This window comes from Pseudomonas sp. FBCC-B1667 (assembly GCF_059133255.1).
Genome location: NZ_CP101437.1, coordinates 6,077,530 through 6,093,270, shown reverse-complemented (window position 1 = coordinate 6,093,270; position 15,741 = coordinate 6,077,530). Strand labels below are relative to the sequence as shown.

The following is a 15,741-nucleotide window of genomic DNA, read 5'->3' as shown; positions in this document are numbered from 1 at the left end:
GGGGCATCAGTGTCCGGCGACGATGCTGGTTGAGCCTTGATGCACCGGCCCCAACCGATCAAGCCGCCCGCTCCACGCCGTCAGCGCCAATGCCACCAACACCACCAGACCACCGATCCACGCGGTATGAATCAGCCCCACGTGTGCAACGATCAACCCACCTCCCCATGCACCACCGGCAATACCGAGGTTGAACGCCGCGATGTTCAGCCCTGACGCCACGTCCACTGCCTGTGGCGTGTGATGTTCAGCCTGACGCACCACATACACTTGCAAGCCCGGTACATTGCCGAACGCGACAGCGCCCCAGACCAGCACCGTGCCCAGTGCCATCCATGGGTTGCCGGCGGTGAAGGTCAGCACGAACAGCACGGCGGCCAGCGAGGCGAAGATGATTTTCAGCGCGTTGATCGGGCCGCGTTTGTCCGCCAGTTTGCCGCCCCAGATATTCCCCACCGCCACCGAAACGCCGTAGACCAGCAGCACCAGGCTGACCGTGCCGGCGCTGAAGCCGGAAATGTCCTGAAGAATCGGCGCCAGGAAGGTGAAGGCGATAAACGAACCGCCATAACCGACCGCCGTCATGGCGTACACCAGCAACAAGCGCGGTTGTTTGAGCACCTGCAATTGCTGCAACAGCGAAGCGGGTTTGCTGTGGGCGATGTTTTTCGGGACGTAGATCAGGCTGCCAATGAAGGCGATAACGCCCAATGCCGACACGGCAAGGAAGGTTTCACGCCAGCCGAAATGCTGGCCAATGAACGTCCCCAACGGCACGCCGGTGACCAGTGCCACGGTCAGGCCGGTGAACATGATGGCAATCGCGCTGGCGGCTTTCTCCTTGGGCACCAGGCTAGTGGCGATGGTCGAGCCAATCGAAAAAAACACCCCGTGGGCCAGGCCGGTGACGATCCGCGCAATGATCAGCGACTCGTAGCTCGGCGCTTGCCAGGCCAGCAGGTTACCGAGGGTAAACAGCACCATCAGCGACAGCAGCAGCATTTTGCGCGGGACTTTGCCGGTCAAGGCCGTCAGTACCGGGGCGCCGATGGCCACGCCCAGGGCGTAGAGGCTGACCAGCAGGCCGGCGGACGGCAGGCTGACGCCAAGGTCAGCGCCGATGGTGGGTAACAGGCCAACGATGACGAACTCGGTCGTCCCTATGGCGAAGGCGCTGAGGGTCAGCGCGAGTAAGGCAATGGGCATGACTGCAACTCCGGTGGGTTTGGGTGAATGGAGCGCAGTGTCGGGGTTGCGGTTGTGCGGAAAAATACGGCGGGGAGCATTTGATATTTGCGTTAAGGTCAAATATCGACAGTGCTATACAGTTCTCTGCTCCCACAAGGAATCGCGTAGTCCTTTATCCCGCGGCCAAAACAGAACTTGCCCGCTATTTTTCGATCAGTCTCTTACAGCCTTTTCCGACGGAGCTTCCCGTTTTGCTCAAGTTCAAGACTGCGATATTGCTGGCACTGCTTCTGTTCACTTGCAGCGTCGGCCTGCACGCGGCAACGCTGCCGGGCCTGCCTGCGACCAGCACCGCCGCGACGCCAGCGGCTCACCCGGAACCACTGGTCCAGGGTGGTTTGCTGGGGGCAATCAGTTCGAGCATCGATCAGGTCGAGAGCAAACTCGATCTCAACGAAGACCTGGTCGACGCCTGGCGTCTGCGCGCCGACCGCGCGGCCGATGAGGTCGATCAATTGGTCAATCATCCCTCGGCGCGTTCCAGCTGGAGTGTGGCGGGGGATTTCCTGATTTTGTCCGGTGTATGGATGAGCGTCTTTGCGTTGCTCTGGCTGCTCGGCGGAATGCTCGCCACGCGACTGAGCGAGCACCGCTTGCTGCTCACCCGTGAACGCGGCCAGGCCGTGCTCGGTTATCTGTTGCCCTTCAGCCTGCCGGCGCTGATCAGCCTGCCGGTGACGATTTTTGTCAGCCACTACCTGCCGGTGTCTGCCGGTCGGGCACTGGCATTGTGTTTCGCCTACGCCACCAGCAGCGGCATTTTCGCCGCCTCGCTGGTGCTCACGTTGGTGGTCCTGTTCAACACCGGCCACCAGCGCAGGGCGGTGCAGATCCTTCGCAATTACACCCCGCGCCCGCTGTTTGGCATCGGCTTCCTGGTCGCTCTCAGCGATGCCTTGACCAGCCCGCAAATCGCCCACCAATTAGGCAGCAACCTGACCAGCAGCATTGCGGTATTTACCGGGTTGGGGGCCTCGATTTCCTTTGGTTTGCTGGTGATCAAGATGCGCCGCCCGGTGGCGCACCTGATCCGTATTCTGCCGCTGGCCCAGCGTCTCAATCAGCCGGCTCTGCGCGAGACGCTGCGGATTTTTTCGGGGCTGTGGTATTGGCCGATTCTGTTGATGGTGATGGTCTCGGTCATGAACCTGATCAGCATCAGCGATGACAATCAACAGGTGCTGCGCAGCGCACTGTTCACCACCGTGTTGTTGATCGCCACAGTGTTTCTCAGCACCACGTTGCATCACCTGTTCAAGACCCGCAGCGAGCAAGCGGCGCGCCGCAGCAATGCCTACAAAGAGCGTTTCCTGAGCCTGTCACACGCTTTGCTGCGGATCGGCATGGCGATTGTGTTCATCGATATCCTTGGGCGTATCTGGGGGGTATCACTCCTGGAATTCGCGATGAGCAACACGGTCGGGCGCGCGATCAGTGATTCGCTGAGCCGCATCGGCCTTATTTTCCTGGTGACCTGGATGGTCTGGGTGGTGCTCGACACGGCGATTCAGGAAGCCTTGAAACCACCGGTCAACAAGCGCTCCGCACGCCAGCCGAGTACGCGGGTGAAAACCATCCTGCCGCTGCTGCGCAATGCGATCAAAATCCTGCTGGTGGTGATCTGTGCGATCACCACCATGGCCAACCTGGGGATCAACGTCGCGCCATTCCTGGCCGGTGCCGGGGTGGTGGGGCTGGCTATCGGTTTTGGCTCCCAGCAACTGGTGCAGGACGTCATCACCGGGCTGTTCATCATCATCGAAGACACCTTGTCGATTGGTGATTGGGTGGTGCTCGATTCCGGGCATGCTGGGACGGTCGAAGGCCTGACCATTCGCACCCTGCGTCTGCGCGACGGCAAGGGCTTTGTGCACTCGGTGCCGTTCGGCCAGATCAAAGCCGTGACCAACCAGTCCCGGCAGTTTGCCTTTGCGTTCTTCTCGGTGCAGTTCACCTACGACACCGATGTCGACAAGGCGATTGAACTGATCCGCGAGGCCGGTCATTCGATCAGCGACGACCCGTTTCTCAAGTACAACCTGCAAGGGCCGCTCGACGTCTTCGGGGTCGACAAAATGGACCTCAATGGCGTGGTGCTCACGGCGCAGTTCCGTACGGTGTCGGGCGGGCAATACGCGGTGAGCAGGGCGTTTAACCAGCGCTTGAAAAAGCTTGTGGATAACAGCCCGTGGGTGCATTTCGCGCAGACTTATCCACAGCAGGTTTTTATGCCGCAGCGGCAGATCGATGGGGAGGGCGAGTTGGCGCAGGAGCATTCGGCGGTGTTGCTGCCGGATCAGCCTAGAACTCAGTGATTTGTGTTGACGCTGATGGCCCTATCGCGAGCAAGCTCGCTCCCACAGGTTGTATGAACGACGCACATCCAATGTGGGAGCGGGCTTGCTCGCGAAGAGGCCCACCCGGACAGCATCAGTGCCGGATCAGTTTGCTATGCAATGCAGCACTCGATGGCTGATCCAGCTCCAGCCAAAAATGTGGCTTGCCGGCAATCTCCGCCGCCGCCGGCAGCCCATCGCGGTACACCAGCCGATTACTCGCCAACGCCGGTACCTTCGTCCCCGGCAACAGCGTCCCGGCCAGGTTCAGCGGATCAACCCCGCACACCGCAATCAAACTCCCGTCATGCGGTCGCCGACGTACTTCGCGCAACAGTGGAATCGCCTCGGGCAACGCAAACTGTTCACCGGCCAAGCCACTGACAAACCGCCCGCCACGTATCTCGCCCCGAGCCTCCAGCCGATGAAAGGTGCGCAACAATTCGCGCCAGCTCGGCAGCCAATCCGCCTCCCGTTCCAGCAAACGCCAGAACACCACGCCATAGCGTCGCAGCAACGTCATGGCGATATGTTCCAGTGTTTCGACTGGCGTGGGCGCCGGACGCTGGTTATCCACAACCGGTGCGGCAGTCCCGCGGCGTAACAGGGCCCAGCGCCCGGCATCGTCCATCCCGCCGACAAACGCACCGCGTCCGCGTCGGCTGCTGCGAGTCTGACGTTTGCTGGCCGGGGTGATCAGTGCGCGCAAGCCAGCGAAGCTGTCGGCATTCACCAGTCCGGCGCCGACCAGTTCCTGCAAGGCGATTTCCAGTTCCGTGCGCAGCACGTGAGCTTCGTGAATCAGCTCGTCGAAAAACAGCGCGCCATGTTGGCTGAGCGCTTCGTGAACCTTTTGTGTTTTGGGCGACAGTTCGCTGACCGCTGTCTGCTCGGTCAAGCTACTCCACAAGCCGACCTGACTGCGCGGCAGCAGCAGAATCGGCGTGCTGCGCAGGGCCGTGCCGGTGCTTTTGTTGGGGGCCGTCAGGCGAGTCCAGACCAGTTTTCCGCTGCGGCACAGGTCGTCCAGCCAACCGGGTGAATAGTCTTTGACCCGCGCCGGCAGGATGTCGCTGTCCCAGGCCGATGCAGCGGCGGGGTAGCCTTCGAACTGACTGACAATCGCCGGCAACACCGCGCTGCCCTGGCCCTGAGTTGTCGACGACAGGTGCTGCCAGTCGAACAGGAAACGCATGAAGTCCTGCAACGCCACCGGTTCGATTTCCCGGCGCAAACGCTTGACGGTGTAGCGGTGAATCCGCGCCAGCAGATGCCGTTCGCACCACTCCTCATCAGCCGCGCCGGCCGAGAACCGGCCGCGCATCACATAGCCTTCGCGTTCCAGTTGTGCCAAGGCCTGGGTGACGTGATTGGCCGCCAAGCCCAGCGGTTCGGCAATCGTGATGAGTGGCATCGGTCCGAACGCAGTGAGCCGAGCACGGATCACTTCAACAATGGCGTCTTCTGACGCCCAGGCCTCATCGAAATCGGGCAACGCTTGCAATTCCGGCAACAAAATCGCCTGTGGATAAATCGCCTGCAAGCACGTCAGTCGCTCCAGGGCCAGCCACAACGATTGCCCGGCGTTGATCTGCATACGGCTGGCGCGACCGCTATCAGCCAGTGCGTTCAACCAGTCGAGCCAGTGCGCATTGGCCTGCGCCTCGGCATCGGTGATGCACGCGAGGCTCATCAACGCCTCGTGCATTTCATCGACGCCGGTGGGCGTCGGCCATGCCTCGTCACGCACCGCTTGAATCGCTTCGGCATCCAGCGCGCCGAGGTCATCCGTGGACTGTGGATCGGTCCAGCGCCGGTTGAGCACGGCTTGCGTGCGGCGCTCTTCCAGCGGTGCATCGTCGAGAAAGGTGTAAGGCCGGGCACTGAGGATTTCCGCCGCCAGTGGGGAGGGCGCCGGCAAGTCGCGACTGATCAGCCGCACTTCACCACGTTCCATGCGTCGCAAGAGTTCGAGCCAGCCTTCGCTGTCCATCGCCTCGTGCAGGCAATCGTCGAGGGTCTGGTCCACCAGCGGATGTTCGGGAATTTCGCGCTCGCCGGCGAGGTTTTCCACGCAGGCAATCTGATCGGGGAAGACGCTGGCGATCAGGTCTTCGCTTTTCATCCGCTGGATCTGCGGCGGCACTTTGCGTCCGCCGCTGTAACGCGGCAGGGCCAGGGCAACGCCGGCATTCCAGCGCCACCGCACGCCGAACAGAGGCGCGTCGAGCACCGCTTGAATCAGCAGGTGCTCGGCGCTGTTGCTGTGCAGGTAACGCCAAACGTCGTCGAGTTCAAAACTGTGGCTGGTGGACAGCGACAGCACGATGGCGTCTTCGCTGGCAGCGGCCTGCAGTTCGAAGTTGAACGTGCGGCAGAAACGCTTGCGCAGGGCCAGGCCCCAGGCGCGGTTGATGCGGCTGCCGAACGGGGTGTGGATGATCAGTTGTGTACCGCCTGATTCGTCGAAAAACCGTTCCATCAGCAGCGTGTCTTGTGACGGCAGCGCGCCGAGGGTCAGGCGCGCACGAGCGAGGTAATCCGTCAGTTGCTCGGCGCTGGCCAGGTTCAGGCCGAGAGTGTCGGTCAGCCAGTCGAGGGCCGGTTGCAGGTTGCCGGGCGTAGCGGCGAGTAGTTCGTCGAGGTGCGCTTGCAAACGGGCGACGGCAAATGACAGTTCCGCGCTGCGCCCCGGCGCTTCACCGAGCCAGAACGGAATGGTCGGAGGCTGTCCCTGAGCGTCTTCGACCCGCACCTTACCGGTGTCGACCCGCAAAATCCGATAGGAGGTATTGCCCAGCTGGAACACGTCCCCGGCGATGCTTTCCACCGCGAAGTCTTCGTTGACGCTGCCGATGTTCAGGCCTTGGGGCTCCAGCAAAACGCTGTAGTCGGCGTTGTCCGGAATGGTCCCGCCGCTGGTCACCGCACTCAGCTTTGCGCCTCGACGACCGCGCAGGGTGCGAGTGACTGCGTCGCGATGCAGATAAGCGCTACGGATGCCCTGGCGACCGTTGTAACCCTCGGCGAGCATGTGCAGCAGCGCCTGATAATGTTTTTCATCGAGTCCGGCATACGGCGAGGCGTTGCGGAATATCTCCAGCAGCGCCTGCTCCGGCCATTCCCGGCAACTGACCTCGGCGATGATTTGTTGCGCGAGTACATCCAGCGGCGCGGTGGGGATCTGCAACGTGTCGAGTTCGCCCCGCCGCACACAATCGAGCAGCGCGGTGCATTCGATCAGGTCGTCGCGCGTGGTGGCGAACAAGCGGCCCTTGGGGGTCCCGCCGACGTGGTGCCCGGAGCGCCCCACTCTTTGCAGAAACCCGGAAATCGAGCGCGGCGAGGCGATTTGGCACACCAGGTCGACGTCGCCGATGTCGATGCCCAACTCCAGCGAAGCGGTGGCGATCAGCACTTGCAGGTCACCGCGCTTGAGCCGCTGCTCTGCGTCCAGACGAAACTCTTTGGCCAGGCTGCCGTGATGCGCGGCCACCGCGTCCTTGCCGAGGCGTTCGCTCAGATGGCGGCTCAGGCGCTCGGCGAGGCGCCGGGTGTTGACGAAAATCAGCGTGGTCCGGTGTTCGCGGGCGAGGGTCGCGAGGCGGTCGTAGACCAGTTCCCAGACGTCATTGGCCATGACTGCCGACAACGGCACGGGCGGTACTTCGATGCCCAGGTCCCGTGGGCGGGCGTGGCCGATGTCGATGATGGCGCAAGGACGGTCACGGCCGACGAGGAAACGCGATACCGCTTCGATGGGTTTTTGCGTGGCGGACAGGCCGATGCGCACCAGCGGTTCGGCGCACAACGCCTGCAACCGTTCGAGGCTCAGGGCCAAATGACTGCCGCGTTTACTGGCGGCAATGGCGTGAATTTCATCGACGATCACGGTGCGCGTAGTGCCGAGCATCTGCCGGCCGGAATCGGAGCCGAGCAGCACGTAAAAGGATTCGGGGGTGGTCACCAGAATGTGCGGGGCGGTCTTGCGCATGGCCAAGCGATCTTTCTGCGGGGTGTCGCCAGTACGCACGGCGGTGTTGATCTGCAATTCGGGCAAGCCCATTACGCCCAGTTGCTCGGTGATCCCGGCGAGCGGGTTTTGCAGGTTGATCTGGATGTCGTTGGACAAGGCCTTGAGCGGCGAGACATAGACCACCAGGGTTTCGTCGGGCAGTCCGGTGTCGGTTTCCAGGCCGCGGTGGACCAGGTCGTCGATGACGGCGAGGAAGGCGGTAAGGGTTTTGCCGGAGCCGGTGGGCGCGGCGATCAGGGTCGAGCGGCGCTGGCGAATTAACGGCCACGCACGGGCCTGGGCGGCCGTGACCGTCGGGAAGGTGCTGCTGAACCAGGCGCTGACGGCGGGGTGGAAGCCTGCCAGGGCGCTGTCCGTCGGAATTGGCAGATTCATGAAGCAATTTATGCGGGTGGGTTGGGCAAGTTGCAAGTACCGCTTGAGACCTTCGCCGACCTCCAGGGCCTCTTCGCGAGCAAGCCCGCTCCCACATTTGAACTGTGTCATTCACACATATTGAGTTCACTGCAGATCGAGTGTGGGAGCGAGCTTGCTCGCGATAGGGCCAGTAGCCACACCACAAATCCCGGGGATCTACACTTTACGGATGACGGTTGCGCACTAAACCCGCAAAATGCAACGATTCCGGCATCTATCAACGGCATTGCCCGCGGGCCGTGCCGATACAGCCATCGTTCCAATCAGACTGGGCCTGCTGACTCTATGCGAATGCGCCTTATGTTACTGGGCGGCGGAAATGCCCTTGGGCAGGCGCTGATTCGCCTCGGTGCGGAGGAAGATATCGGTTTCCTCGCCCCCCGCCCCCCCCAAGACGGCTGGGATGCCGCGAGCCTGACACAACTGCTCGACGACACCCGCCCGGACGCGCTGATCAACCTCGCTTACTACTTCGACTGGTTTCAGGCGGAAGCAGTCAGCGAGCAACGTCTGGCCGGGCAGGAGCGCGCGGTCGAGCGTCTGGCCGAACTGTGCCAGCATCACAACATCGTCTTGCTGCAACCCTCGAGCTATCGCGTGTTCGATGGCTCCCGTGCCACCGCCTATAGCGAAAAAGACGAACCGGTGCCGCTGGGGCTGCGCGGTCAGGCGCTGTGGCGCATCGAGCAAAGCGTTCGCGCGACCTGCCCACAGCACGTACTGCTGCGTTTTGGCTGGCTGCTCGATGACAGCCCTGACGGGACGCTCGGGCGTTTCCTGGCTCGGGCCGAAACACCCGACGAACTGCTGCTGGCCGATGACCGCCGGGGCAATCCGACGCCGGTCGACGATGCGGCCCGGGTGATCATCTCGGTGCTCAAGCAACTCGATTGTGCAGCACCGCTGTGGGGCACCTATCATTACGCCGGGCATGAGGCGACCACGCCGCTGGCACTGGGTCAGGCCATCCTGACCGAAGCACGCAGCCTGCATCCGCTGGCCATCGAAGCACCGACCGCCCAGGCACACGCCGCGCGCCCGGATGCCGCCGAAGAGCCGCAACACGCGGTGCTGGCCTGCAAGAAAATTTTGCACACGTTCGGGATCAAGCCTCGCGCTTGGCGCGCTGCACTCCCAGGCTTACTGGACAGGTTTTATCGCCATGGCTGACGGACCCGTTTTAATCACTGGCGGCGCCGGTTTCATCGGCTCGCACCTGACCGATGCCTTGCTCGCCAAGGGCCATTCGGTGCGGATTCTCGATGACTTGTCCACGGGCAAACGCAGCAATTTGCCGCTGGACAACCCCCACCTCGAATTGATCGTTGGCGATGTCGCCGATGCTGCGCTGGTGGCCCAGGCGATGGCCGGTTGCAGCGCTGTGGCGCACTTGGCCGCGGTGGCTTCGGTACAGGCCTCGGTGGACGACCCCGTGAAGACTCACCAGAGCAACTTCATCAGTTCGCTGAATGTCTGCGAAGCCATGCGCCAGGCCGGCGTCAAACGCGTGCTGTTTGCGTCCAGTGCGGCGGTTTACGGCAACAATGGCGAAGGTGAATCGATCGATGAAGACACCGCTAAAGCGCCGTTGACGCCGTACGCATCGGACAAACTGGCGAGCGAATACTACTTCGATTTCTATCGGCGACAGCATGCACTGGAGCCGGTGATTTTCCGCTTCTTCAACATCTTCGGCCCGCGTCAGGATCCGTCCTCGCCGTATTCCGGGGTGATCAGTATTTTCAGCGAGCGGGCTCAGAAGGGCCTGCCGATCACCGTGTTCGGTGACGGTGAGCAAACGCGCGATTTCGTCTACGTCGAGGATCTGGTGGACCTGCTGGTGCAAGCCATCGAAAAACCGCAAGTTGAAATCGGCGCGGTAAATGTCGGCTGGAACCAGGCGACCAGCCTCAAGCAAATGCTTCAGGCGCTGGAGGCGGTGGTCGGCAAGTTGCCGGCGATCAGCTACGGCCCGGCGCGTGCTGGCGATATCCGTCATTCCCGGGCGAACAACCGGCGTTTGCTGGAACGCTTTAGCTGCCCCGCGCCGACATCGATGAGTGTCGGGCTGGCGCGACTGATGGGACGCTGAGTTTTACGCAGCCACAAAAAAGGCGCCTCGGAAGGCGCCTTTGTTTTGGCCGGTGTAGTACTTGTGGCGAGGGGGCTTAGAACTTGTAACCCAGGCCAACCATGTAAATGAATGGGTCCACGTCGACATTGACCTTGGCCCGGGTGCCCGGCGCAATCGAGTTGTTTTCAACGGTCGCGGTGGTGTCGATGTCGATGTAGCGCACCTGGGCGTTGAGCAAAATGTTGTCGGTGATCATGTAATCAGCACCGACTTGAAACGCCAGGCCCCATGAGTTGTCTGCTTCGAAGTTACTGAAGCCCTTGGCCTGGGCTTCGCTGCCGACGTGTTCGTCGTAGATCACGGTGTAGTTGATGCCGGCGCCGAGGTACGGCTGGAAATCGGACTTCGAGTCCAGTGGGTAGTACACGACGCTCAACGTCGGCGGCAGGTGTTTCAGGGTGCCGAGTTTGCCATTGGCCGCTGAACCCAAAGCAGTGCCTTTGAGTTTCACTTCATGCTCGAACGGTGTGGCCGCGAGCAGCTCGATCCCCCAGTGGCTGTCGAACATGTACGCGAAGTTCAGACCCAGTTGGGTGTCGCTGTTCATGGTGGCTTTGCCACCCAGGTTGGTACCGGCGAGCGGGCCTTGATCGACCTTGACGCTGGAGCTGTCGGCTTTCGGGTTGACGGTGATTGCACCGGCACGAATGAGGATGTCGCCGGCCTCGAAGGCGTGGGCGAGCGGGGCTGTCAACGCTAAGGCAAACAGCGAAGCGCTGAGCAAGGACTTGTGCATGGAGGGCTCCAAAGGACGTTAAAAATTTTCGATGTCCAATGGTACAAAGCGCTCTGATACGGTCTTTTGATTCAGCTCAATGAAACTGTGATGGGGTTGTTTTTAGTGGTCGCTCCGAGGGCCCCTTCGCGAGCAAGCCCGCTCCCCTATATGATTTTTGCATTAACGCAAAACGAATGCGGAAGCGGGCTTGCTCGCGAAAGCTATGAAACAAAAACCACATGACCACCGGATTCACTCCGGCAATTCATACACATAAATCTTGTCCGCCTCCATCTGATACCCGGCATCCGCCAGTTCGCTGGTTGACGCCTTGACCTGCATCGCCCCCTCGATCCAGTACGGCTGATACAGCTCATCCAGCTTCACGCCGACTTCACTTTTCACATGCACGATCTGGTTCGACGGCGGCGGTGGCACGTGGATGCAGGCGCCGAAATACGGCACCAGCAGAAAATCCGTGGTACGCCCGTCTTCACTCACTTCCAGCGGCACGATGTAGCCCGGCAGGCGAATGTTTTGGCCATCCAGGCTTTTCACCACCGGTGCATTCGGCATGCCCTGTTTGGCCGCAGGCGCCGACTCGGCCGCCAGGGTGCTGCTCATCTGCGACAGGTCGTGCAGGGGCGTCATGTTCGGTACTTCCGGCGCGGCGTCCGGCGGGATCATTTCTGACCAGGTCAGGTCTTTCGGCTCGGCCGCCCACAGGGGCAAGGCAACCAGCATCAGCAGCGCAAGTAAGGCGCGGGGCATGTTCAACGTCCTCATAGTCGGATCGACAGGCCATCGGCCAACGATTGGCGATAGGCGCGCCAGGCCGGCACGCTGCCCATCAGCAAAGCGGCGATCAGGATGCCACCGAGCAGCGTCCATTCATACTCGCTCGGCCACGCCAGCGGCAGGTACAAGCCATAATTGGCTTGCACGTAACCTTGGGCGGCGGCGATGCACACATACAGCAACGCCACGCCGGCAATTACCCCGGACAGCGCCAACGCAAACGCCTCCAGCACCAGCAAGGTCGCGATGTGCCACGGTCGGGCGCCCACCGAACGCAGAATCGCCATCTCCCGCCGACGTTCGTTGAGGCTGGTGAGAATCGCCGTGAGCATGCCGATCAACCCGGTCAGCACCACAAACAACGAGACCACGAACAAGGCTTTTTCCGCCGTGCTCATCAGACTCCACAACTCTTGCAGCGCCACACCCGGCAGGATCGCCAGCATCGGCTCACCGCGGAATTCGTTGATCTCGCGTTGCACTGCGAAAGTCGAAATCTTGCTGTTGAGGCCGAGCATGAACGCCGTGATCGCTTGCGGCGTGAGGTCCATGTTGCGTGCCTGATCGGCGCTGATCCGGCCTTCGCCCCGGGCCGGCACGCCGTTGTGCCAGTCGATGTGAATCGCTTCCATGCCGCCGAGGCTGATGTGCAGCGTGCGGTCCACCGGGGTGCCGGTGCGCTTGAGAATGCCGACCACGGTGAACGGTTTATCGTCGTGCTTGACCAGGCTGATCACCGCCACGCCGTGGGACAGCACCAGTTTGTCGCCGAGTTTGTAATGCAATGCATCGGCGACTTCGGCACCGAGCACCACGTCAAACGGGTCGTTGGCGAAGGCGCGGCCGTCGGCCAGTTCCAGGTGCTGTTGATGGCCGTACTGGTAATGCTCGAAGTAGGCCTCGGTGGTGCCCATCACCCGATAACCGCGATGGGAATCGCCGAGGGACATTGGAATCGCCCACTTCACTTTCGGGTTGTTGGCGAAGTGTTCGAAGCTGTCCCAGCGGATGTTGTTGGTGGCATTGCCGATCCGGAACACGGAGTAGAGCAACAGGTTCACCGAACCTGAACGCGCGCCGACGATCAGGTCGGTGCCGCTGATGGTGCTGGCGAAACTGGCTTTGGCTTCGGTGCGCACACGCTCCACCGCCAACAGCAGGCATACCGACAGGGCGATGGCGAACGCGGTGAGAATCGCGGTGAAGCGCCGGTTAGCCAGGCTGGCCATGGCTAGACGAAACAAATACATCTCAGACCTCGGACGGGGTGGCGGCGCGATTGAGCTCGGCCAGCGACAGGTTGCGATCGAACAGCGGCGCGAGGCTCTGGTCATGGCTGACAAACAACAGGCTCGACCCGGCTTCACGGCATTCGGCGAACAACAGGCGAATGAAGTTTTCCCGAGCGTCGTAGTCCAGCGCCGACGTCGGCTCATCGGCGATGACCAGTTCCGGCTGGCCGATCAGCGCTCGTGCAGCGGCCACACGTTGTTGCTGGCCGATGGACAACGAATCGGCGCGACGGCTGAGGAGGCTTTCATCCTTCAAACCCAAATGGGCGAGGAGGGTGGCCGCGGCCTGATCGACGCTGCCGTGGCGCTGCTTCGCCCGTTCGGCGCGCAGTTTGGAGAAGTGGCAGGGCAGTTCAACGTTCTCGCGCACTGACAGGAACGGCAGCAAATTAAACTGCTGGAAAATGTAGCCGGTGTGGTCGACGCGGAAGCGGTCGCGCGCGCCGGCACCGAGTTCGGTCAATTCCTGGCCGAGCAGGCGAATGCTGCCGCGATCAGGTTTCTGCACGCCGCCGAGCAGGCCGAGCAGAGTGGTTTTGCCACTGCCGCTGGGACCTTTCAGGAACAGGGTTTCGCCAGGCTCCAGGCGAAACGCCGGGATGTCCAGCAACGGCGGGTGACCAGGCCAACTGAAGCCCAGGTCGGACAGTTCGATGAGTGCTTGGGTCATGGCGCCGATTTCATGGGTGTTGATGATCTGTAGGAGTGAGCCTGCTCGCGATGGCGGTGTAACAGTCAATGCAGAGGTTGAATGTTATGGCCTCATCGCGAGCAGGTTCACTCCTACCGGGGATTTGCGCTGGATTTAGAATTTAAGGGCTGCAGCCTTGGCCGTCACTTCAACGCCTTGCTGCCCGCTCGGGCTGATCAGTTGTACCTGAATTTTCTGGGTCGCCGGGAACGTGTTGAAAATGTTCGACAAGTCCAGGGTTTTCAGTGCACCCGGCGCTGCGCAGGTGAATTGATAGTGCGCGTGGATTTCGCTGTGGTCGTGATGATGTTCGTCTTTGGCATCTGCATCGTGATCATCGTCGGCGTCCGGCTTGTCACCGAACAGCGGGCTTTCCAGTTCTTGCATGGCGACTACGCAACCAGCGGCTTTCGGCAGGTTGAACAGCACCAACGGTTTCTCCAGTTGGGCGCGGACGGCGGCGACCTTGGCTTTGTCGGCATCCGTGGAGGCGACGTGTTCGAAACCCACCAGGTTCATCGCCGGGCTTTCCAGTTCCAGCTCCAGGGTCTGGCCGTCCAGCGCTGCGTTCAAGCGGCCGACGCCATGTTCGTGGGCGCCGAGGCTGCCGTGCTCATGATCATGTTCATCGGCGGCGTGGGCGACGGCCAATGGCAAGAAGGCAAACGGCAAAGCGAGCAACAGACGACGCATGGCGGGGCTCCGGAAAGTAAAGTGAAGAGTTTGTTATGTAATCTTATAACGTAAGTGCGAGGAGTTTGACCGGCTACTTGGCGTTGCACAAGTCCCATGGGAGCATGCAGCTCAGAAATGTGCAGGAGCGGACGTATGTTGCGAATTCGCGGAAGCATCGGCGACTGGCCGGTGGATCTGACGCTGGAGATGGATGATGGCGATTGGGCGAAGCTCGGTGAACAATTGCAGGGGAGCAAGCCCGAGGCCAGTGTCGCTCCGGTCAAACCGGTGACTCAGGATGAGGCGCTGTGGCAGATCGCCAAGGACCTGCTGCGCAAGGCCGGGCAATTGAGCGGGCCGGATTTGCTCGATCAGCTGGAAGGGCTGACCGGCAGTGCGGCGTCGGGCAAACGCCTGTTGGTGCGCCTGCGCCATAGCGCCGATGTGAAAGTGTCGAGCGGCGGGAATACGCCGCTCTACAGCTGGATCGAACCGGCTTAGTACAGCGCAGCGAACAGCTTGCGGCGATAGGTGGTCACCAGCGGATGATCATTGCCCAGCAGTTCGAATACCTGCAGCAAGGTCTTGTGCGGCAACCCTTCGCTGTAGCTGCGGTTGCGGATGAACAGCTTGAGCAATGCATCCAGCGCCGCGTCGTATTGCTGGCGAGCCAGTTGCTGAATCGCCAGTTGATACACCGCTTCATCGTCCTGCGGGTTTTTTGCCAGACGCGCTTTCAGGTCTGCCGCGTCTGGCAAATCCTTGGCCTGACCGAGAAACTGGATCTGCGCTTTGGCCCCGGCCAGGGCCGCCTTGTGTTCATCGCTCTTGACCGCGTCGAGCACAGTCTGCGCTTCACCCAACTCGCCGCGCTCCGTGAGGCAGCGGGCGTAAAGAATCAGTGCCTTGGCGTTGGTGTTGTCTTCGCCCAGCAGCACTGTGAGCAGGGCTTCGGCGTCGGCAAAACGGCTTTCGTCAAACAGCGCCTGAGCCTGTTCGAACGGATCGGCCGCTGCCGGTGGCGGCATTTTAACGTGCGGCTCAAGCATCGCCCGCACGGCGGATTCCGGTTGCGCCCCGGCAAAGCCGTCGACCGGTTGACCGTCCTTGAACAGCACCACGGTCGGCAGGCTGCGAATGCCGAAGCGAGCAACGATGTCTTGTTCAAGGTCGCAGTTGACCTTGGCCAGCAGCAACTCGCCCTGATAGCTCTCGGCAATAGTCTGCAGCAATGGCATCAGCACTTTGCAGGGCGCACACCATTCGGCCCAGAAATCCACCAGCACCGGTTTGTGGAAAGAGTTCTCGATCACCGACTGGTCGAAATCAGCAGTCGTGGCGTCGAAGATGTACGGCGTTTCCTGACTCATGGGGGATCTCGTAAAAGCGTGAATGG

The 15,741-nt window shown here is 61.5% G+C and carries 12 protein-coding genes; 4 read left to right on the top strand and 8 right to left on the bottom strand.

Translation table 11 applies throughout. The features are described from left to right. Positions 1-6: 6 nt before the first annotated feature. The gene (locus NL116_RS28140; RefSeq protein ID WP_494374953.1) at positions 7-1,206 is read right to left on the bottom strand and encodes an MFS transporter; all 1,200 of its coding nucleotides are present in this window, start codon (positions 1,204-1,206) and stop codon (positions 7-9) included. Between the two features lie 233 nt (positions 1,207-1,439). Here NL116_RS28140 and NL116_RS28135 point away from each other — a divergent pair, with 233 nt between their 5' ends. Continuing rightward, entirely contained in the window at positions 1,440-3,563 is a 2,124-nt protein-coding gene (locus NL116_RS28135; protein WP_494374952.1) for a mechanosensitive ion channel family protein, read from the top strand. A gap of 115 nt (positions 3,564-3,678) precedes the next feature. Here the strand turns inward: NL116_RS28135 and NL116_RS28130 are convergent, their stop codons facing one another. Continuing rightward, entirely contained in the window at positions 3,679-7,995 is a 4,317-nt protein-coding gene (locus NL116_RS28130; protein WP_494374951.1) for an Lhr family helicase, read from the bottom strand. Positions 7,996-8,322: 327 nt separating this feature from the next. Here NL116_RS28130 and NL116_RS28125 point away from each other — a divergent pair, with 327 nt between their 5' ends. Then, positions 8,323-9,207: a sugar nucleotide-binding protein gene (locus NL116_RS28125; protein ID WP_123433369.1), complete on the top strand. Its 885-nt coding sequence runs from the start codon at positions 8,323-8,325 to the stop codon at positions 9,205-9,207. After that, complete coding sequence (locus NL116_RS28120; protein WP_494374950.1) at positions 9,200-10,129, top strand: NAD-dependent epimerase/dehydratase family protein; 930 nt, start codon at positions 9,200-9,202, stop codon at positions 10,127-10,129. The genes NL116_RS28125 and NL116_RS28120 overlap by 8 nt, the downstream gene beginning before the upstream one ends. A 76-nt stretch (positions 10,130-10,205) precedes the next feature. Here NL116_RS28120 and NL116_RS28115 read toward each other — a convergent pair whose 3' ends face one another. The 5 genes from NL116_RS28115 to NL116_RS28095 all read right to left on the bottom strand — a co-directional run bounded on the left by NL116_RS28115 (position 10,206) and on the right by NL116_RS28095 (position 14,363). Then, on the bottom strand, positions 10,206-10,907 hold the full coding sequence (locus NL116_RS28115; protein ID WP_140671966.1) for an OmpW/AlkL family protein: 702 nt from the start codon (positions 10,905-10,907) through the stop codon (positions 10,206-10,208). 234 nt (positions 10,908-11,141) lie between these two features. Next, positions 11,142-11,660, bottom strand: a complete 519-nt coding sequence (locus tag NL116_RS28110) for a DUF3299 domain-containing protein (RefSeq protein ID WP_494374949.1) — start codon at positions 11,658-11,660, stop codon at positions 11,142-11,144. 11 nt (positions 11,661-11,671) lie between these two features. Further along, a complete protein-coding gene (locus NL116_RS28105; RefSeq protein WP_494374948.1) occupies positions 11,672-12,937 on the bottom strand; it encodes an ABC transporter permease in 1,266 nt (421 codons plus the stop codon). A gap of 1 nt (position 12,938) precedes the next feature. Then, positions 12,939-13,649 (bottom strand): ABC transporter ATP-binding protein, encoded by a 711-nt coding sequence (locus NL116_RS28100; protein ID WP_494374947.1) that lies wholly within the window; start codon positions 13,647-13,649, stop codon positions 12,939-12,941. Positions 13,650-13,784: 135 nt separating this feature from the next. Continuing rightward, positions 13,785-14,363: a DUF2796 domain-containing protein gene (locus tag NL116_RS28095; protein ID WP_494374946.1), complete on the bottom strand. Its 579-nt coding sequence runs from the start codon at positions 14,361-14,363 to the stop codon at positions 13,785-13,787. 135 nt (positions 14,364-14,498) lie between these two features. Here NL116_RS28095 and NL116_RS28090 point away from each other — a divergent pair, with 135 nt between their 5' ends. Next, positions 14,499-14,846, top strand: coding sequence for a hypothetical protein (locus tag NL116_RS28090; RefSeq protein ID WP_494374945.1), 348 nt, complete (start codon positions 14,499-14,501; stop codon positions 14,844-14,846). On the opposite strand, the gene trxA is transcribed toward NL116_RS28090, so the two are convergent. Beyond that, the gene (gene trxA / locus NL116_RS28085; protein ID WP_494374944.1) at positions 14,843-15,715 is read right to left on the bottom strand and encodes a thioredoxin; all 873 of its coding nucleotides are present in this window, start codon (positions 15,713-15,715) and stop codon (positions 14,843-14,845) included. The genes NL116_RS28090 and trxA overlap by 4 nt on opposite strands. Between the last annotated feature and the right edge of the window lie 26 nt (positions 15,716-15,741).